This window comes from Serratia sp. CY76391 (assembly GCF_052166695.1).
GTDB classification, from domain to species: Bacteria; Pseudomonadota; Gammaproteobacteria; order Enterobacterales; family Enterobacteriaceae; genus Serratia; species Serratia nematodiphila.
Map to the genome: position 1 here is coordinate 510,501 of NZ_JBJNOJ010000001.1, position 18,945 is coordinate 529,445.

Here is an 18,945-nt window from a genome sequence, read left to right on the forward strand (position 1 = left end):
GGGATGAAGTATGATGTTCAGTCAAAGGCAATGGGCAGGGAGCGGAAAAATCATGAAGGACGAGGCGTTTGGCGGGGCCAAGATCGCGCTGCTGTGCGATGGTTTCCTGCTGGTTTACCAACGGGACGATAAACCGGGCATTCCGTGGCCCGGCCTGTGGGATCTGCCCGGCGGCGGGCGGGAAAACGGCGAAACGCCGCTGCAGTGCGTGCAGCGGGAGACGCAGGAAGAGTTCGGCGTGGCGATCGCCGAACGTCAGGTTGTCTGGCGGCGGCGCTACGACGGCATTTTGCCCGGCTATCCGCCGACCTGGTTCATGGCCGGGATGATCACTCCGGTGCAGATCGCCGCCATACGTTTCGGCGACGAGGGGCAGCGTTGGCGGATGATGCCGGTGGAGCAGTTTATTCACCATCCGCAGGGTATCGAACACCTGCGCCGCCGGGTGGCGGAGTATTGGCGGCAGGGCGGTTAACCCCGTTGTTCAGGATGCCGCCAGCCGGTTGATCTGCGCCGGTTCGATGATGCGCAGCGCGCTTTCCCGTCGCGCCACCGCCAGCATCGCCCGCCCGATTCGTTCGGTGCTGCTTACCCGGGCGGGAAACAGCCGCAATGCGCCGAGCCACAGCGGCTTGAACAGCCGATAGGCCAGATCGTAGAGGCGGGTTTTGGAGCGAATGCCGTGCAGCGGCACAATGGCGCCGGGGCGGAACATCACTGCGTGGAACGGCAGCGCCAGCAGCGCGTTTTCGGTGGCGCCTTTGACCCTGGCCCACATGCTGCGGCCGCGTTCGCTGCTGTCGGTGCCGAGGCCGGAGACGTAAATAAAGACCATCGTCGGGTTCAGCATCGCCAACGGGCGGGCGGCGGCCAGCGTCAGATCGTAAGTCACCGCGCGATATTCAGCTTCACTCAGGCCGGAGGACGAAATCCCCAGGCAGAAGAAGCAGGCGTCGTAGCCGGCGAGCTGCGGCTCCAGCGCCGACAGATCACGCAGATCGGGCACAGAAAGCTGGCGCAGTTTGGCGTGGCTCTGGGCCAACGGGCTTCGGCCGATGCTGAGCACTTCGCTGACGCGTGGATCGCGCAGGCATTCTCGCAGCGTGCCCTGACCCACCATGCCGCTGGCGCCGAAAATAATCACTTTCATGCTCTGTTCTCCCACTGGCCGGCGGCGCGCTGCGTGCGCCAGCGGCTGGGTGTCAGCGTTTCCCACTGAATAAAGGCGCGGCTGAACGAATTCAGCTCTTCGAATCCCAGCACAAAGGCGATTTCGCCCGGTTCAAGGTCGGTTTCCGCCAACAGCCGGCAGGCGGTGCGGTGGCGGGTTTTGTCCAACAATTGCTGGTAGCTGTAGCCGTGCTGTTGCAAGCGGCGCTGCAGCGTGCGCGGGCTGAGATAGAGTTCAGCGGCCACGCTGTTGACGCTGGGGCGCTGGCCGCGCATGCTGCGGCTGAGGATCGCCATCACCTGCGTGGGCAGATCGTGCGCCGACTGAGATTTGGCCAGCTCCGTCTCCAGCCCCGGCAGCAGCACCGCCAGCATGGCCTGGTTGTAGGTGATGAAGGGTTGACGCATCAACGCGCGATCGAACACCAGCACGTCCAGCGGGGCGTTGAATGTCACCGGGCAGCCGAAATAGCGCGCCAGCGGCGAGGCGGCGTCCGCTCGCCGGGTCAATTCGATCGCCTGCGGCTGCAGGGGCAAGCCGGTGCCGCGCCGACACAGGGCCGTGATGGCGGCGAACATGGCGTCGATCAGCAGCGCCGGCGCGTGGCCTTCGCTCATGGTCCAGCGGGTGTGCAGGCGCATGCTGTCGCCGTCTTCCACCAGCATCAGCTCTTCCGGGCAAACCAGCCGTTTATAGCGCGCCACCTTTTGCAATGCTTCGCCCAGCGTGGCGGAATGCAGCGCAGCGACCAAGGCAATGTCATAGTTTTCCGGCGCCGCCTCGCCGCCCAGACGCAGACCGAAGGCGGGATCGTCGTTCAACTGCGGCAGACTGCGCCAAAGAGAGAAGAACTGTTGCGTAGTGAGTTTAATCTTGTCGCGCCGTTCGCCGAACAGCCCGGCGGGCAACCCGGCCAATCGGCCGAGCTGCTCAATATCGACGCCCTGCGCCGCCAGGTGTACCGCCAGCGCGCCGGAAACCGGAATTTGATCGCTGCTCAATGCGGGCTCCTTAGGATTTTCCCGTCACCATCGCCGCCATCGCGGCGTGATCCGGCGAGCTGTCGTCGTGGTCGGTGCTGAGACTGAGGGCGTGAAACGCGGCGTCCTCCGCCTGGCGTTCTGCCAACACCTGCGCCGCCATATGCACCGCGTCGCTGCCGAGCAGCAGGCGCAGCGGAGGGGCTTCCAACGCCGCCAACTGCAGGATCGCCTGCGCCGCCTTGGCCGGATCGCCGGTTTGGCTGCCGTTATGCTGCTGCAGGAAGGCCAGCATCGGCCCCAGCGTCGGCTGATAGGCTTCGCCGATCGGCGCAATGGTCATTGAAGAACCGGCCCAGTCGGTGCGGAAGCCGCCGGGTTCGACCATCGTCACCTTGACGCCGAAGGGGGCCATTTCTTTGGCCAATGATTCGGAGAACCCTTCGACCGCCCACTTGGCGGTATGGTAGGCGCTGAGGCCGGCAATGCCGAGGCGAGCGCCGATGGTGGCGATCTGGATGATATGGCCGCTGCCCTGCCGGCGTAATATCGGCAGCGCCGCGCGGGTGACGTTGAACACGCCGAAGAAGTTGGTTTCGAGCTGCGCGCGAAAATCGGCTTCATCGGCTTCCTCCACCGGCGCGATATTGCCGTAGCCGGCGTTGTTGACCAGCACGTCCAGCCGACCGAAGCGTTCAATCGCCGTGCGCACCGCGCGTTCGGCGGCGGCGGCGTCGGTGACGTCGAGCGCGACCGTGGCGACCCGATCGCCGTAGCGTTCCACCAGCGGCTGCAGCTGTTGCGGCTGACGGGCGGTGGCGACCAGACGGTGCCCGGCGGCCAACACCGCCTGCGCCAGCTGTTGGCCCAGGCCGCGGGAACTGCCGGTGATTAACCATACCTGTGACTGAGACATCATGACCTTCCTGATTGCGAGTGGGTGTGATGCCACTTTAGAGCGCCGGGCAGCGCAGCGATAATCCGATCGCGTCAATATTTAATCCGATTGCGCCAAACTGTCGGCCGGCATCAGCCGCTGGATGGTGGCGCCGACCTTCTGTACTGCCAGCTCGATCTGCGGCGTCAGCGTCGGCGCATAGTTGATGCGCAGGCAGTTGCGGTACTTGCCGGCGGCGGAAAAGATGCTGCCGACGGCGATTTGTACGCCTTGCTGTTCAAGATGGCGGTTCAGCCGCAGGGTGTCGAACGCTTCGTCCAGTTCGATCCACAGCATAAAACCGCCGCGCGGCCGGCTGACGCGGGTGCCGGCCGGGAAGTGTTTCAGGATAAGATCGGTCATGCGGTCGCGGTTCTGCTGGTAGCGTGCGCGCATGCGCCGCAGGTGCTGCAGGTAATGCCCGCCGCGGATAAATTCGGCGATCGCCAGCTGCGGCTGGGTGGCGGTGGCGCCGGAGCCGATGAACTTCATGTGCAGCACCCGTTCCAGGTAGCGGCCGGGCGCGATCCAGCCCACGCGCAGCCCCGGCGCCAGCGTTTTGGAAAACGAGCTGCACAGCAGCACGCGGCCGTCGTCGTCGAATGACTTGATGGTGCGCGGCCGCGGGTAGTGATAGGCGATGTCGCCGTAGACATCGTCTTCGATGATCGCCGCGTCGTGGCGCTGCGCCAGCGTCAGCAGCCGCTGTTTGTGGGCGTCGGGCATGATGTAGCCCAGCGGATTATTGCAGTTGGGCGTCAGCAGGATGGCCTTGACCGGCCACTGTTCCAGCGCCATCTCCAGCGCCGCCAGGCTGACGCCGGTGAGCGGATCGGTGGGGATTTCCAGCGCCTTGATGCCCAGACCCTTCAGCGTCTGCATGGTGCCGTGGAAGCAGGGCGAATCGACCGCCACGATGTCGCCGGGTTGGCAAACGGCGCGCAGCCCGGCGGAGATTGCTTCCTGACAACCGGTGGTGATCAGCAGCTGATCGGGGCCGATTTGGCAGCCGGAGTCCAGCAGCAGACGGGCGACCTGTTCGCGCAGCGCGGCCACGCCCTGAATGCTGTCGTAATACAGGCTGCGCAGGTCGCCGTGGCGGGCGGCGTTGCGCAGGGCGACGATCAGTGGTTTCATCGTCGGTTCGGCGATATCCGGCATGCCGCGCCCCAGCTGGATCAGGCCTTCGCGCGGCCGGCTGCGCACCAATTCCAGCACCTGCTCCCATTGCGAAATGTCCACCGGCCGCTGCACCGGCGCCGTCATGGCGGGCAGCTCGGCCTGCGCGCGCTGCGTATGCACGAAGTAGCCCGATTTCGGCCGCGCTTCCACCAGGCGCTGTTCCTCGAGCAACCGGTAGGCTTGCTGCACCGTGCTGATGCTGACGCCGTGCTCCTGGCTCAACGTGCGCACCGAAGGCAGGCGATGGCCGGCCGGATATAACCCTTGCTGAATGCGTTGGCTGAGAATGGCGGCCAGCGTGGCGTAGCGTGTCATACAGAGGCCTCTCATCGGGGGGCAGGATTAAAAAACCGGTACAGATACGTTCAAAATAAACCATTCAGCGGGTTTTTGGGCGCAGCTGTATGAAAAAAAAAGCGCCAGCGTGAATCTGTATTGTTTTTTGCCTGGCGCGCATCATCACTACCAGGCGAAAACATCAGGGGGATATAAGATGGCTCTGTTTGATGGCATGACGATGTGGCGACGGGTAGGCTGGTCACGCTGGCGTTGGTATTTGTTGCGTCGCAGAACGCGCAGAGAGTTACTGCTGCTGAACGACAGGCAGCTGGCGGATATCGGCCTGACGCGGGCGGATGCCTGGAGGGAAGGGTATAAACCGTTCTGGAGATAATAAGGAAAATCAATGCTGAAATTATTGGGTAAAGCCTCATCGATCAACGTGCGCAAGGTGTTATGGACCTGTCAGGAGTTGGGGCTGACGCTGGAACGGGAGGACTGGGGCAGCGGTTATCGCTCCACGCAGGAGCCGGCGTTTTTGGCGCTGAATCCCAACGGCCTGGTGCCGGTGCTGATCGACGGCGAGCGGGTGCTGTGGGAGTCGAATACCATTTGCCGCTATCTGGCGGGGCGGGAAGGGCGGCAAGATCTGCTGCCGCAGGCACCCGGCGCGCGCGCGGCGGTGGAGATGTGGATGGACTGGCAGGCCACCGATCTGAACGGCGCCTGGCGCTACGTGTTTATGTCGCGGGTGCGTGGGCATGCGGATTATCAGGATGCCGCCAGCCTGGCAGCCGCCGAGCGCGAATGGAACCGGCTGATGGGCTTGTTGGACGCACATCTGGCGCAGCACGGCCCTTATGCCGCCGGCGCCGCCTTCACGCTGGCGGACGTGGTGCTGGGGCTGTCGCTGAACCGTTGGCTGATGACGCCGTTCGAGCGGCCGCATTATGCGGCGCTGGCTGCTTATCAGCAGCGCCTGTTGCAACGCCCTGGCTACGTGCAGCACGGTGCTAACGGTTTACCGTGATATGAAATAAACAGTTCATTTAATCTTGTCCGGACACGGCGGGGCGTATCCGGACTTTCCTCATTACATCATCCCGTCAACGTTTCATGAACGGCATCACGAATATGAACTTTATTTTCCTGTGTGCTTGTTATTGAAATTTATATTCCATATAAACCCGTTATCAACCGGCGCGTTTCATTGAGCGACGCCTGGTTCTACGCAGAATTTTGGTCACGGGAGAAAATGATGAAACAGGTACGCGTTGGGTTAATCGGCACCGGTTATATCGGGCGTTGTCACGCTATCGCCTATGCGCAGGCCGCCACGGTCTTTCCTCTGAAAGGGGAACTGGTGCTGGAGATGCTGGCGGAAGTGACGCCCGAGCTGGCGGCGCAGCGCGCGGCAGAATTCGGCTTTGCGCGCTCGACCGGCGACTGGCGGCAGCTGGTCGCCGATCCGGCGATCGATGTGGTGGACATCTGCGCCCCCAACTTTTTGCATAAAGAGATGGCGCTGGCGGCGATCCGCCACGGCAAGCACGTGTATTCGGAAAAGCCGCTGGCGCTGGACGCCGCCGATGCGGCGGAGATGGTGCAGGCCGCGCGCGCCAAGGGAGTGAAAACGCTGGTCGGTTTTAACTACATGAAAAACCCCACCAGCCAACTGGCGCGCGAAATTATCGCCAACGGCGAAATCGGCGAGGTGGTACATTTTTACGGCACCCACAATGAGGATTATCTGGCCGATCCGCGCACGCCGATCGACTGGCACTGCCGCCGCGCCAGCGCCGGATTAGGCGCGCTCGGGGATCTGGCGGCGCACATCGTCAATATGGCGCACTACCTGGTGGGCGATATCGTGGCGGTTTCCGGCGATATGCAGACCGTGATCAAACAGCGCCCGGATCCGCAGGACCCGACGCGCCTGCACCCGGTGGAAAACGAAGATCAGGCCAGTGCGTTGCTGCGTTTCGCCGGCGGCGCGATGGGCACTATTGAAACGTCGCGCATTGCCTGCGGGCGCAAGATGGGGTTGACCTATGTGGTCACCGGCACCAAAGGCACGCTGAGCTATACCCAGGAGCGGATGGCGGAGCTGAAGCTGTATCGGCACGATGAACCGGCGGAGCGGCAGGGCTTTAAGACGCTGCTGGTGGGGCCAAAGCACCCGGACTACGCGGCGTTTTGCATCAGCGCCGGGCACGGCATTGGTTTTAACGATCAGAAGACGGTGGAGATCCGCGATCTGGTCAACGGCATCGCCGCGGGCGATCGCATGTGGCCGGACTTTGAAGAGGGCTGGAAGGTGTCGTGCGTGCTGGACGCGATAGCCGCCTCCGCCGAACAGCGGCGCTGGCTGGAGATCAACCGCGATTGAAAAGAAAATGGCGCTCTCTTGTGGACAGCGCCATTAATTTATTATGTTGCCAGCTTAATACCTTATTAAGTTAACTTTATAATAAGTCATTGGCTTGATGACTTAGAACGAGAAACACGAGCAGCCGAACGCGCCCCAGAAGGCATTCTCGTCCGACACCGGGATGCTGGAGCGGCGCGCGATGTCATGCTGGTGTGCGTGCACGCCGCACGGGCCGCAGCATTGATGCGCCTGGCTCACTACCCCGACGCGGGCCGCCGCCGACGGCGGCGCGGAGCGGTAATGGCCCGGCACCTGGGTGACCGGCGACCACTCCGGCAGCACCGGCAGCGGCGGCGGCGCCAGCGGTGAGAAGCTGCCGGCGGCGTAGACTACCTTGCCGTCCACCACCGTCATTACCGACTCGATGCCTTTGATCTGCTCTTCCGGCACGCTGAAGTAGTCCTGCGACAGCACCGCCAAATCCGCCAGCTGGCCGACCTTGATCTGGCCTTTCTTGCCCTGCTCGGTGGAGAACCAGGCGCTGCCCTGCGTCCACAGCATCAGCGCCGTTTCGCGATCCAGCCGCGCGCTGTCGTCGTACATCGCCATGCCGCCGACGGTGCGGCCGGAAACCAGCCAGTACAGCGCCGTCCACGGGTTGTAGCTGGCGACGCGGGTGGCGTCGGTGCCCAGCCCGACCGGCAGCTCGGCCGCCAGCATTTTCGCCACCGGCGGCGTATGTTTGGTGGCTTCGATGCCGTAGCGGTCGGCGAAATACTCCCCCTGGAACGCCATGCGGTGCTGGACTGCAATGCCGCCGCCCAGCGCCTTGACGCGCTCGATATTGCGCTCGGTAATGGTTTCGGCGTGGTCGAACAGCCAGTGCAGGCCGTTGAACGGAATATCGCGGTTCACCTTCTCGAACACGTCCAGCATGCGGCTGATGGATTCGTCATAGGTGGCGTGCAGGCGGAACGGCCAGCGGTGCTCGACCAGATGGCGCACCACCCGCTCCAGCTCGTCTTCGGTGCCCGGCGGCAGATCCGGGCGCGGCTGCAGGAAGTCTTCGAAGTCGGCGGCGGAAAACACCAGCATCTCGCCGGCGCCGTTGTGGCGATAGAAGTCGGTGCCCTGGCCCGGTTTGAGCATGTCGGTCCACAGCTCGAAGTCTTCCAGCTCCTGTTTAGGCCGCTGGGTGAACAGGTTATAGGCGATGCGGATGGTCAGCTGCTTCTTCTCGTGCAGCTCGGCGATCACCTGATAATCTTCCGGGTAGTTCTGGAAGCCGCCGCCGGCGTCGATGGCGCTGGTGAGACCGAGGCGGTTCAGCTCACGCATGAACTGGCGGGTGGAGTTGACCTGCTGCTCCAGCGGCAGCTTCGGCCCTTTCGCCAGCGTGGCGTACAGGATCATGGCGTTGGGTTTGGCGATCAGCATGCCGGTCGGGTTGCCGTTGGCGTCGCGCTGGATCTCGCCGCCCGGCGGGTTCGGCGTGTCTTTGGTGTAGCCGACCACCTTCAGCGCCGCGCGGTTGAGCAGCGCGCGATCGTAGAGATGCAGAATAAATACCGGCGTGTCCGGCGCCGCCTGGTTGATTTCGTCCAGCGTCGGCATGCGGCGCTCGGCGAACTGGAATTCGGTCCAGCCGCCGACCACCCGCACCCATTGCGGGCTCGGGGTGCGCAGCGCCTGTTCTTTCAACATGCGCAGCGCGTCGGCCAGCGAGGGCACGCCTTCCCAGCGCAGCTCCAGGTTATAGTTCAGGCCGCCGCGGATCAGGTGCAGGTGCGAGTCGTTCAGGCCCGGAATGGCGGTGTGGCCGTGCAGATCGATCACCTGGGTTTCCGGCCCGGCGTGCTGCATGACTTCGCTTTCGCTGCCGACCGCCAGAAACTTGCCGTCGCGGATGGCGACCGCTTGCGCGGTGGGGTGTTGGCGATCGACGGTGTGAAACTTGCCGTTGGTGATGATCAATGAAGCGTGGTGGTTCATAACATTCTCCCGGCGAACCGCCTAGCGGCGGGTCAGCCATTGATGAAAAACGCGAGTCACGATAGGCATCCACAGGTACACCACCAGGGCGACCACGGTGGCGTCATTGAGAAAATGGCCGAGCAGCGAGCCGTCCAGCTGCGGCAGCACCCGTCCCCAAAACCAGGGCACCAGATTGGTGGATGGAAAGATCACCAGCAGGGTGATGATGAATTGCTTCCATTGTGGCGGCTGGCGCACGCCGGGGTTGGGCGGGGTAAACCAGAACTCTGCGCCGGGGCGGATCTCGATATGGTCGCTCTCCAGCAACAGCGGAGTGACCTCTTCGATGTATTGCTTGCGCTGCGGCGAGTTGAGCCAGCGGTAGAGATTGTCGAGATTGTCGAAGCGGACCAGCACCGTATAGGCCTGTTCGTCGCCGGAAGGGCGAATCACGTTGACGCCTAAATGGCCGGTGAAGCCCGCGGCGTCGGGCATGATGCGGTTCAGCCAGGCCTCATAGGCCTGTTCGTTCCCCGGCGCCAAACGGTGGGTGATCACCAGCGTGACATGCTGCGGATGGGCCATAAAACCGACTCCTGAAAATACCCCGGCGCGAGGCCGGGGCAAGGGGAATTATTTCACCGTGCGGGCCGGTGCGTGGTGCACCATGGTGTAAGCGTAGTCGACGCCCATGCCGTACGCGCCGCTGTGTTCGCGCACCAGCGCCATCACCGCGTCGTAGGTATCTTTGCGCGCCCAGTCGCGTTGGTACTCCAGCAACACCTGCTGCCAGGTCACCGGTACGGCGCCGGCCTGCACCATGCGGTCGATCGAACGTTCGTGCGCATCGACGGAGGTGCCGCCGGAGGTGTCGGTCACCACATACACTTCATAGCCGGCTTCCAGCGCCATCAGCGCCGGGAAAGTCAGGCACACTTCGGTCCACAGCGCGGAGATCACCAGCTTTTTACGGCCGGTGGCTTCCACGGCTTTAACGAAGGCCGCGTCTTCCCAGGAGTTCATCGAGGTGCGTTCAATCGGGGTGATTTCAGGGTGTACCGCCAGCAGTTCCGGCCAGATATAGCCGCTGAAGCTTTCGGTTTCGACCGAGGTGAAAAGGGTGGGAACGTTGAAAATCTTGCCTGCCTTCGCCAAACCAACAACGTTGTTTTTCAGTTGCTGACGATCAATATTAGCCACGCCGAAGGCCATTTGTGGTTGATGATCGATAAAAATCAGTGCGGAATTGTCTTTATCAAGCAGTTGAAACTTGGACATAATTTACCTTCCCAGTGATATTTCGGTTGAACATCTGATGAGTGTAACGCCGATAAAACCCATGGTAGGCAGAGGGCGATTTCAAAGATACCGCAGAATTTTTGCCGACTTGTTGAGTTTTTTTATACACGGGAGAAAGCATGAGATTAAACCTGGAAGCGCTGCTGATTTTGGACGCGCTGGACCGGCACGGATCTTTCGCCGCCGCGGCCGCCGCACTGTTTAAAACCCCTTCGGCACTGAGCTATATGGTGCAAAAGCTGGAGAACGATCTCGACATCACCCTGCTCGATCGCTCCGGGCATCGGGCGAAGTTTACCGATACCGGCAAGCTGATGCTGGAAAAGGGGCGGGTGCTGCTGCGGGCGGCGCAGGATCTGGAGCAGCAGGCGCGCTATGTCGAAAACGGCTGGGAAAGCGAAATCACGCTCGGGATTGACGCCTCTTTCCCGTTTGCCCGCCTGTTGCCGCTGATCGACGAGTTCTATCGGCAGCATCACCATACCCGGCTGCGTTTCAGCCACGAAGTGCTGGCCGGCTCCTGGGAGTCGCTGGTCTACGGTTGCGCCGACATTATCATCGGCGCCATCTGCGAGCCGCCGTCACGGGTGGGCTATGCGTTCAGCAGGCTGGGGCAGCTGGATTACGTGTTCGCCGTCGCGCCGCAGCATCCGCTGGCGGCATTGCCGGAACCGTTGCCGAAGGACGAAATCCGTCAGCACCGGGCGGTGGTGGTGCGCGACACTTCGCGCGTCAACGCGCCGCAGAGCCTGAATCTGCTGGAAGAGCAGGATACGCTGACGGTCTTCGGTTTCGACGCCAAGCTGCAGGCGCAGCTGGCCGGGCTGGGCTGCGGCTATCTGCCGCGTTCTTTGGCGGAACCTTACCTGAACAGCGGCGAACTGGTGGCGAAACGCGTTGAATCGGAACGCTGCAGCGACATCGCCTATTTCGGTTGGCGGGAAAGCGCCAGCGGCCTGGCGGCCAAATGGTGGCGCGAACGGCTGCAGCGCTACGCGGACGACGGCGAGGCCTACCCGGCGGCGCAGTGAGGGCCGCTCGATAAGGATAAATCCCCCAATAAGGACATAGGGAATGAAAAAGACACTAAGCCTGTTGGCGTTGTTGTTGCTGAGCGGCTGCGGCGCCGGGCGTGAGGCCGGCATACCGTTGCCGCAGGCCCCGGCATTGGCCGCAACGCAGCTCAGTTACCCGGAGCGGATACATAACGCGGTGAGCCGCGAGCTGCGCTTGCCGGCACATGCGCACGGTCAGCGTTGCACCCTCGCTATCCGTTTGCAGCCGGACGGCAAGCTGGCGAGCAGCAAGATCGTAAGAGGCGATGCGCCCCTGTGCGCAGCGGCGAGCGCTGCGGTGCAGCGCGCGCAGTTTCCGCCGATGGCCAGCGCTACCGAATACGCGCTGTTCAACGCCGTGGTGCTCGATTTCGTTCCCTGAAGGGATATGACCGACGGGCCGTCTGCGCGGCCAATGCTTGTCAGTTAGCGTTTTTTTGAAGTACTCGTGACGTTTTCGGTCGATAAATGAGAGGTGCATCATGAGGCTCCTGCACCTCGACCGAGCCAGGGGCCGAAAGGCGCGGCCCCTGGCAACCCGCGCCTTTGCCCTATCAGACGGTTGGCTTTGCCAACTCCCCTCGCTCCGCCATACCGCATTGAGGCCGGTTGCGACAGGCGTCCCTGCCTGTCTCACCTGAAACCGCCGTCCATGGCGGTTTCGCCTAATGCGCTATGCCTGCGTTCGGCGTCTTCAAGGGCGTCCAATACCGTGCTCATCTCCGATTCGTCTTCTTTGCGATATATGGGTTGCCCGGTAGCTGCCAGCTCGGGTGTTGACCTTTGGCGCGCATCACCGGCTGCCGAGCAAGACAGCGTTGTCAGGGGCAACCGGCCAGGGAAGGCCGGTTGAGGCGAGACTAACAGGGACGTTTGTCGTAGCCGACCCGCCCGACAATGCAGACGCGGCGAGGGCATCCGCACAGCGGACAGACGGTGTTAAGCGAAGGCGCGGGTGGAGGGGCCGCGCCTTCGGCCCCTCCAATTGCCGTTCATTGTAGTAACAGAGAAATGCGGAACATTTACGGCAATTCAGGCTACACAAAACACACAAAGATGGGATAAAAAATGCCAGTCAGGTTTAACTGACTGATATTACCGCCTGCGCGGCCCGTTTTTTCGCTTTGCCGAGTACGCAACCCGCTGAATTTTCACTTAGCTTTGCCATTTTCGTTATTTTGAACGTCACTGCGGCTCACCGATACTGGTGGAAAATCCCCAACCGCGAGCCGCAGCATGTCCCACGCCCACTATTTGTACCCTGAACAACGCGACCGCATTCGGCGGCTTCATCGGCGCTGGCACTGGCGGCTGGAGTTGCCTACCTGGGGGATCATGGCGGCAGTGTACGGCGGCTGGTTCGGCGTGGCGCATTATTGGCAGGCGCTGGGCCCGTGGCTTGGCGCGCCGCTGCTGATCCTGCTGACCACCGGGTATATGTCGCTGCAACACGAGCTGATCCACGGCCATCCGACGCGCTGGCCGCGCGTCAATCAGCTGTTCGGCCTGTTGCCGCTGGCGGTGTGGTATCCCTACGGGCTGTATCGGGATTCGCATCTGCGCCACCACCGCAACGACCACCTGACCGATCCGCATGAAGATCCCGAAAGTTACTACTTCAGCGCCGCGCAGTGGCGGCGTTATCCCCGCCTGCTGCCGCTGTTGGCCGCGGTGCGCAATACGCTGATCGGCCGGGTGCTCCTCGGCCCGGCGCTGGATATCGTCACCACGCTGTTCGGCGCAGTGAAGACGCTTGCAGCGGGCGATCTGCGCGCCTGGGCGATGTGGCTGGCGCATCTGTCACTGTTGGCGGTGCTGCTGCACTGGCTGCAGATGCATGGCATCGGCGCGGCGTTTTACCTGTTGGCCATCAGTTACCCGGCGCTGGCGCTGACCAAGGTAAGATCGTTTTTTGAGCATCGCGCCGTGGACGCACCGCAGGCACGTTCTATTATTAATGAGGCGGGCTGGCCGTGGCGGCTGCTGTTTCTCAATCTGAACTACCATTTAGTGCATCACGATTTGCCCGGCTTGCCCTGGTATGGCCTGCGCGAAGTCTATCTGGCGGAGCGCGAGGCGTATCAGCGCCGCAGCCAGGGATTCGTCGCGCAGGGTTATGGCGAGTGGCTGCGCGATTACGCGCTGACGCCGATCGACGTCGGCGTGCATCCGCTGAGCGCCGGCGAACGGCGGGTGGAACGCGATGCCCTGCCGAAGAAAAAACTTATTGCGCGCTGGAAGCGCGTTTCTCAGGATTTTCCAACCGAACTGGCCCATGAGCCGGAAAACATATAACCAGAGGAAAAGTATGGCAATCACCTTATCACGCGGACGTTCCTTTGCCGTCGCGCTGGCTCTGCTGGCCGTCGGCGGTCTGGCACAGGCGGCCGACTCGGTGCGCGTCGGCTCCAAGATCGATACCGAAGGTTCGCTGCTCGGCAACATCATCGTGCAGGTGCTGGAAGCCAACGGCATCAAAACCACCAACAAGCTGCAGCTCGGCACCACCAAGGTGCTGCGCGGCGCCATCACTTCCGGCGAGATCGACATCTACCCGGAATACACCGGCAACGGCGCGTTTTTCTTCTCCGATGAGAAAGACCCGGCGTGGAAGAACGCCCAGGCCGGCTTCGAGAAGGTGAAGCAGCTCGACTACGACAAAAACAAAATTGTCTGGCTCGATGCGGCGCCGGCCAACAACACCTGGACCATCGCCATTCGTCAGGACGTGGCGGACGCCAACCATCTCAAAACGCTGGCGGATCTCGGCAAGTGGATCAACGGCGGGGGCAAGTTCAAGCTGGCGGCCTCGGCGGAATTTATCGAGCGGCCGGATGCGTTGCCGGCGTTCCAGAACGCCTACGGCTTCAAACTGAATCAGGATCAGCTGCTGTCCCTGGCCGGCGGTGATACGGCGGTGACCATCAAGGCGGCGGCGGAGCAGACCTCCGGCGTCAACGCGGCGATGGCCTACGGCACCGATGGCCCGGTGGCGGCGCTGGGGCTGCAGACGCTGGCGGACCCGAAAGGCGTACAGCCGATCTACGCGCCGGCGCCGATCGTGCGCGAAGCGGCGCTGAAGGCGCACGCCAATCTGCCTGAACTGCTGAAGCCGGTGTTCGCCTCGCTGGACGGGCCGACGCTGCAAAAACTCAACGCGCAGATCGCTGTGGAAGGCCAGGACGCCAAACAGGTGGCGGCTGCTTACCTGAAAGAGAAAGGGTTTGTTAAGGGATAATGCCGAGGTGCCCCCTTTGCCGTCGGGAGAGGGGGTAAACCGAGGGAGCCGGAGCGTTTCTTTGACTATCGCCGTAAAACATCGCGTCTTGTTGACGCTGTTCATGCTGTTGCTGCTGGCCGCGTTCGGCCTGCCGTTCCTCAGTTATGCCCCCAATCGCCTGTTGTCGGGCAAAAGCCTCTCCTTGTTCTCCCTGCTGCACGGCCCGGCGCTGTGGCTGCTGTTGCCGCTGGCGGCATTGGCGATCCTCAGCCTGCTGCCGCCGACGCGGGGACGGGCGCTGCTGGCGGCGCTGGCCGCCTGCGGGGTGCTGACGCTGGCGTTCTGGATCAGCGGGCAGGCCGCCGGGCGTCTGGCGCAGGAGGGATCGCGCCTGGCACGTACCTCCTGGGGCAGCGGCTGCTGGTTGACCATGGCGCTGAGCCAGCTGATCGCCGCCGACGCCATGGCGCGTCTCACCGCGTCGCACCTGCGGCGGATGCTCGGCAACGCGCTGGTGCTGGTGCCGCCGGCGCTGCTGCTGTTCGGCCATCAGCTCGATCAGCTGTCGCTGCTGAAGGAGTACCATAATCGGCAGGAGGTGTTTGACGCCGCGCTGCTGCAGCACCTGACCATTCTGCTGGCGACGATGGCGCCGGCGCTGGCGATCGGTGTGCCGCTCGGGGTGCTGTGCTTTCGTTCCGAGCGCTGGCAGCGGCCGATCTTCTCCGTGTTGAACATTATCCAGACCGTGCCGTCGATCGCGCTGTTCGGCCTGCTGATCGCGCCGCTGGCGGGGTTGGCGGTGGCGGTGCCCTGGCTGGCGGAACACGGCGTCAGCGGTATCGGCATGGCGCCGGCGATCGTGGCGCTGGTGCTGTACGCGCTGTTGCCGCTGGTGCGCAGCGTGGTGGCGGGGCTGCAAAGCGTGCCGGCCGGCGTGATTGAGTCCGCCACCGGCATGGGGTTGACGCGCGGGCAGATCTTCCTGCGCGTGCAGCTGCCGTTGGCGCTGCCGCTGTTCCTGACCGGCGTGCGCATTCTGGCGGTGCAGACCGTCGGCATGGCGGTGGTGGCGGCGCTGATCGGCGCCGGCGGTTTTGGCGCCATCGTATTTCAGGGGCTGCTCAGCAGCGCGCTGGATCTGGTTCTGCTGGGGGTGATCCCGGTGGTCATGATGGCGGTCATCGTCGATTCGCTGTTTAAATTTTGGGTTTCAATCCTGGACGTATCGCGCCGATGATTCACTTTGAGCAAGTCAGCAAAATTTTTCAGGGCAAGCCGGCGGTCGACGATCTCACGCTGCACATCGCCGAGGGCGAATTCACCGTGTTGATCGGCACCTCGGGTTCCGGTAAGTCCACGACGTTAAAAATGATCAATCGCCTGATCGAACACGATCGGGGCAAGATTCTCTTTGCCGGCGAAGAGATCCAGTCGTTCAAACCGCAGGATCTGCGGCGGCGCATGGGCTACGCGATCCAATCGATCGGCCTGTTTCCGCACTGGACGGTGGAGGAGAACATCGCCACCGTGCCGCAGCTGCTGAAATGGCCGCGCGCGCGCATTCGCGATCGGGTGACCGAACTGTTGGAGCTGCTGCATTTGGAGCCGGATCTGTTTCGCCGCCGCTATCCGCACCAGCTGTCCGGCGGGCAGCAGCAGCGGGTGGGGGTGGCGCGCGCACTGGCTGCCGATCCCGAGGTGTTGCTGATGGACGAACCGTTCGGCGCGCTGGATCCGGTCACCCGCGCGGCGCTGCAGGCGGAGATCGCGCGCATCCATCAGCTCTCCGGCCGCACTATCGTGCTGGTGACGCACGACATCGACGAAGCGCTGGGCCTGGCGGATCGTCTGGTGCTGCTCGATCAGGGGCGGGTGGTGCAACAGGGCACGCCGCTGACGCTGTTGACCGCCCCGGCCAACGATTTCGTGCGTGATTTCTTCGGGCGCAGCGATCGCGGCATCAAGCTGCTGTCGCTGGGGACGGTGGCGGAGCGGGTGCGGCCCGGTGTCGCCGGGGGCGAGCCGATCGCCGCCGCCATGAGCCTGCGCGAGGCGCTGTCGGTGTTTGTGGCGCGCGGCAGCGACTGTCTGCCGGTGGTGGATGAACGGGGCGAAGCGTTGGGGGTGTTGCACTTCAACGATCTGATCGCCGGGCAGGCGCTGTCATGAGCGGGCGCATCGGGCGCCTGCTGCGCGATCCATTGCCCTGGACGCTGGCGCTGCTGTTGGCGCTGGTGTTCGGCATGGATCATCTGCGCGGCCTGTTCGCCGCCTGGTTCCCCGATCTGGAGCGGCCCATTTATCAGCAGGACAGCTTTATCGCGCTGGTGGGGGCGCACCTGTCGCTGGTGGCGATCTCCAGCCTGATCGCGGTGGCTCTCGGCGTGGCGGCAGGCGTGGCCGTGACCCGACGCAGCGGCCGGGAGTTTCGTTCGCTGGTGGAAACGGTGGTGGCGGTGGGGCAGACCTTCCCGCCGGTGGCGGTGCTGGCGGTAGCGGTGCCGGTGATGGGCTTCAGCGAACAGCCGGCGATCATCGCGCTGGTATTGTACGGCCTGCTGCCGATCCTGCAGGGCACGCTGGCGGGCATTGAATCGGTGCCGCCCGCCACGCGCGAGATCGCCCGCGGCGTGGGGATGAGCGCCTGGCAAATTCTGTGGCGGGTTGAACTGCCGCTGGCGGCGCCGGTGATCGTCGCCGGGATCCGCACCTCGGTGATCATCAACATCGGCACGGCGGCCATCGCTTCCACCGTCGGCACCAAGACGCTCGGCTCGCCGATCATCATCGGCCTGAGCGGGTTTAACACCGCCTATGTGATCCAGGGCGCGGCGGTCGTGTCGTTGTTGGCTATTATCACCGATATGCTGTTCGAACGTTGGGTGCGTTATCTCACCGCCTGGCGTCAGCAGACGCTGGCGACCACTCCGGCGGGGTAAGGGGGAAATGATGCAGGTGTCTCTACCGATGTACGGCGTTGGCCGGGAGCAGGCCGAATCCTTCTGGCAGGTGTTGCGCGACAAGCTGCTGCGGCTGGGGTTGCCGGCGGCGCCGGAACGGCTCAGCTGGCCGAACGATCTGGCGCAGCACTGGCGACGCGAGGATCTCTTGCTCAGCCAAACCTGCGGTTATCCGTTGGTCAGCAGTCTGCCGCAGGTACAGTTGATCGGCACCTATCATTATCGGGTGGAAGGGTGCGACGGACCGAATTACCGCAGCTGGCTGGTGGTGCGCGCGGACGACCCCGGCGAGCGGCTGGCGGATTTTCGCGGCCGAACGGCGGCGTATAACAGCACCGATTCCCAGTCCGGCTACAACGGCCTGCGCGCGCTGATCGCGCCGCTGGCGCAGGACGGGAAATTCTTCGGTGCGGCTATCGCCTCCGGCGCGCATTATCAGTCGCTGCAGCTGATCCGCAGCGGGCAGGCGGATATCGCCGCCATCGATTCGATCAGCATGGAACTGCTGCGCCGTGCGCAGCCGCAGGCGCTGGAGGGGCTAAAAATCATCGGCCGCACGGCTGCGGTGCCCGGCCTGCCGCTGATCACCGCAGCCGGCACGCCGCCGGAACAGGTGGAAATCCTGCGCGCCGGCGCCCGGGCAATGCTGGATGAGGCGGTCAGCGACCGACTGCTGATCGGCGATTTCAGCCTGGTGCCGCGTTCGGCCTACCAGATTATCACCGTGCTGGAACAGCAGGCCGCCGCGCAGGGCGTGACGGCGCTCTAGCCGCCGTTATAAGAGGCCGCCGCCGTCGATGTCGATCACGCTGCCGGTCACGAAGCCGTTCTCCATCGCCAGCAGGTAACCCGCCGCGACGTCGGCCGCCTGCCCGACCCTGCCGACCGGCAGGCTGACGCCAACCCGTTCGAACAGCGCCTGACGCTGTACGGCGCTCATGCCGTCGTAGGCTTCGGTGGCGGTGATGCCGGGGCTGACCACGTTCACCCGCCGCGGCGCCAGCTCCTTCGCCAGCTGTTTGCCGACCGCTTCCAGCGCGGCGTTGATGGCGGTTTTGACCAACTGACCGTTGAGGTATTTACGCGACAGCTGGCCGGAGGTCAGGGTGATCGAGCCCTGCGGCGCCAGCGTCGGCAGCGCCGCCTGCACCGCGCGCACACTGCCCCAGAATTTGACGTTGAAGTCGGCCTGCGCCTGTTCAAGGGCAGTCTCCGCCAGCGGCTTCGCGTCTACCAACGGCCCGGCGGTGATCACCAAATGGTCGAAAGCGCCGACGGCGGCGAACAGCGCGCGCAGCGACGCGTCATCGGTCAGATCGGCCTGCATCAGGCGCAGCGCGTCGTTCTTCTCCCCCGCGTGAGGGAGACGACGCGAAGCCAGCACCACTTCAGCGCCGCGCGCCGCCGCCGCGTAGGCCACCGCGGCGCCAATGCCGCTGGTGCCGCCCAGGATCACCAGCTTTTGTCGTTTCAGGGGGGAGTCGGGAATCGTCATGTTAAGGCCTCTTTTTAGG

Annotated in this window: 20 protein-coding genes; 12 read left to right on the forward strand and 8 right to left on the reverse strand. The window is 63.5% G+C overall.

All coding sequences use genetic code 11. The features are described from left to right. Nucleotides 1-52 precede the first annotated feature (52 nt). Nucleotides 53-475 carry an NUDIX hydrolase gene (locus ACJ8PN_RS02700; protein ID WP_411261923.1) on the forward strand — a complete coding sequence of 141 codons (423 nt, stop codon included), beginning with the start codon at nucleotides 53-55 and terminating at the stop codon, nucleotides 473-475. Between the two features lie 9 nt (nucleotides 476-484). Here ACJ8PN_RS02700 and ACJ8PN_RS02705 read toward each other — a convergent pair whose 3' ends face one another. The 4 genes from ACJ8PN_RS02705 to ACJ8PN_RS02720 all read right to left on the reverse strand — a co-directional run bounded on the left by ACJ8PN_RS02705 (nucleotide 485) and on the right by ACJ8PN_RS02720 (nucleotide 4,585). Next, nucleotides 485-1,150: an epimerase gene (locus ACJ8PN_RS02705; protein WP_171453584.1), complete on the reverse strand. Its 666-nt coding sequence runs from the start codon at nucleotides 1,148-1,150 to the stop codon at nucleotides 485-487. Beyond that, a complete protein-coding gene (locus ACJ8PN_RS02710) occupies nucleotides 1,147-2,172 on the reverse strand; it encodes an AraC family transcriptional regulator (protein ID WP_442534581.1) in 1,026 nt (341 codons plus the stop codon). The genes ACJ8PN_RS02705 and ACJ8PN_RS02710 overlap by 4 nt, the downstream gene beginning before the upstream one ends. Nucleotides 2,173-2,182: 10 nt before the next feature. Then, a complete protein-coding gene (locus ACJ8PN_RS02715; RefSeq protein WP_442534582.1) occupies nucleotides 2,183-3,070 on the reverse strand; it encodes an oxidoreductase in 888 nt (295 codons plus the stop codon). A gap of 78 nt (nucleotides 3,071-3,148) precedes the next feature. Beyond that, a complete protein-coding gene (locus ACJ8PN_RS02720; RefSeq protein WP_351107170.1) occupies nucleotides 3,149-4,585 on the reverse strand; it encodes an aminotransferase-like domain-containing protein in 1,437 nt (478 codons plus the stop codon). A gap of 178 nt (nucleotides 4,586-4,763) precedes the next feature. Here ACJ8PN_RS02720 and ACJ8PN_RS02725 point away from each other — a divergent pair, with 178 nt between their 5' ends. The 3 genes from ACJ8PN_RS02725 (at nucleotide 4,764) to ACJ8PN_RS02735 (ending at nucleotide 6,938) form a co-directional block, all read left to right on the forward strand. Continuing rightward, nucleotides 4,764-4,943 carry a DUF1127 domain-containing protein gene (locus ACJ8PN_RS02725; RefSeq protein ID WP_351107173.1) on the forward strand — a complete coding sequence of 60 codons (180 nt, stop codon included), beginning with the start codon at nucleotides 4,764-4,766 and terminating at the stop codon, nucleotides 4,941-4,943. A 12-nt stretch (nucleotides 4,944-4,955) separates the two neighbouring features. After that, nucleotides 4,956-5,579: a glutathione S-transferase family protein gene (locus tag ACJ8PN_RS02730; protein ID WP_004939402.1), complete on the forward strand. Its 624-nt coding sequence runs from the start codon at nucleotides 4,956-4,958 to the stop codon at nucleotides 5,577-5,579. 228 nt (nucleotides 5,580-5,807) lie between these two features. Then, nucleotides 5,808-6,938: a Gfo/Idh/MocA family protein gene (locus ACJ8PN_RS02735; protein ID WP_033640958.1), complete on the forward strand. Its 1,131-nt coding sequence runs from the start codon at nucleotides 5,808-5,810 to the stop codon at nucleotides 6,936-6,938. 102 nt (nucleotides 6,939-7,040) lie between these two features. On the opposite strand, the gene ACJ8PN_RS02740 is transcribed toward ACJ8PN_RS02735, so the two are convergent. The 3 genes from ACJ8PN_RS02740 to ACJ8PN_RS02750 are packed head-to-tail and all read right to left on the reverse strand — an operon-like array spanning nucleotide 7,041 to nucleotide 10,172. Continuing rightward, on the reverse strand, nucleotides 7,041-8,912 hold the full coding sequence (locus ACJ8PN_RS02740; protein ID WP_015377117.1) for an amidohydrolase: 1,872 nt from the start codon (nucleotides 8,910-8,912) through the stop codon (nucleotides 7,041-7,043). A gap of 21 nt (nucleotides 8,913-8,933) precedes the next feature. After that, the gene (locus ACJ8PN_RS02745; RefSeq protein WP_171453587.1) at nucleotides 8,934-9,479 is read right to left on the reverse strand and encodes an antibiotic biosynthesis monooxygenase; all 546 of its coding nucleotides are present in this window, start codon (nucleotides 9,477-9,479) and stop codon (nucleotides 8,934-8,936) included. 48 nt (nucleotides 9,480-9,527) lie between these two features. After that, a complete protein-coding gene (locus ACJ8PN_RS02750) occupies nucleotides 9,528-10,172 on the reverse strand; it encodes a hydrolase (protein WP_004939390.1) in 645 nt (214 codons plus the stop codon). 140 nt (nucleotides 10,173-10,312) lie between these two features. Between ACJ8PN_RS02750 and ACJ8PN_RS02755 the strand changes: the two genes are divergently transcribed. The 8 genes from ACJ8PN_RS02755 (at nucleotide 10,313) to ACJ8PN_RS02790 (ending at nucleotide 18,200) form a co-directional block, all read left to right on the forward strand. Next, nucleotides 10,313-11,224, forward strand: a complete 912-nt coding sequence (locus tag ACJ8PN_RS02755) for a LysR substrate-binding domain-containing protein (protein ID WP_004939387.1) — start codon at nucleotides 10,313-10,315, stop codon at nucleotides 11,222-11,224. A gap of 43 nt (nucleotides 11,225-11,267) precedes the next feature. Continuing rightward, nucleotides 11,268-11,630, forward strand: a complete 363-nt coding sequence (locus ACJ8PN_RS02760; RefSeq protein ID WP_442534583.1) for a cell envelope integrity TolA C-terminal domain-containing protein — start codon at nucleotides 11,268-11,270, stop codon at nucleotides 11,628-11,630. 854 nt (nucleotides 11,631-12,484) lie between these two features. After that, nucleotides 12,485-13,543, forward strand: a complete 1,059-nt coding sequence (locus ACJ8PN_RS02765) for a fatty acid desaturase (RefSeq protein ID WP_442534584.1) — start codon at nucleotides 12,485-12,487, stop codon at nucleotides 13,541-13,543. Nucleotides 13,544-13,556: 13 nt separating this feature from the next. After that, nucleotides 13,557-14,486, forward strand: coding sequence for a glycine betaine ABC transporter substrate-binding protein OsmF (gene osmF / locus ACJ8PN_RS02770; RefSeq protein WP_004939374.1), 930 nt, complete (start codon nucleotides 13,557-13,559; stop codon nucleotides 14,484-14,486). Nucleotides 14,487-14,547: 61 nt separating this feature from the next. Beyond that, complete coding sequence (locus ACJ8PN_RS02775; RefSeq protein ID WP_442534585.1) at nucleotides 14,548-15,708, forward strand: ABC transporter permease; 1,161 nt, start codon at nucleotides 14,548-14,550, stop codon at nucleotides 15,706-15,708. Then, nucleotides 15,705-16,640: an ABC transporter ATP-binding protein gene (locus ACJ8PN_RS02780; protein ID WP_016928556.1), complete on the forward strand. Its 936-nt coding sequence runs from the start codon at nucleotides 15,705-15,707 to the stop codon at nucleotides 16,638-16,640. The genes ACJ8PN_RS02775 and ACJ8PN_RS02780 overlap by 4 nt, the downstream gene beginning before the upstream one ends. Then, nucleotides 16,637-17,410, forward strand: a complete 774-nt coding sequence (locus ACJ8PN_RS02785) for an ABC transporter permease (RefSeq protein ID WP_442534586.1) — start codon at nucleotides 16,637-16,639, stop codon at nucleotides 17,408-17,410. Before ACJ8PN_RS02780 ends, ACJ8PN_RS02785 begins: the two co-directional genes overlap by 4 nt. 28 nt (nucleotides 17,411-17,438) lie before the next feature. Next, the gene (locus ACJ8PN_RS02790) at nucleotides 17,439-18,200 is read left to right on the forward strand and encodes a phosphate/phosphite/phosphonate ABC transporter substrate-binding protein (protein ID WP_411261634.1); all 762 of its coding nucleotides are present in this window, start codon (nucleotides 17,439-17,441) and stop codon (nucleotides 18,198-18,200) included. Between the two features lie 6 nt (nucleotides 18,201-18,206). Here the strand turns inward: ACJ8PN_RS02790 and ACJ8PN_RS02795 are convergent, their stop codons facing one another. Beyond that, nucleotides 18,207-18,926, reverse strand: a complete 720-nt coding sequence (locus ACJ8PN_RS02795; RefSeq protein ID WP_171453591.1) for an SDR family oxidoreductase — start codon at nucleotides 18,924-18,926, stop codon at nucleotides 18,207-18,209. Nucleotides 18,927-18,945: the final 19 nt, after the last annotated feature.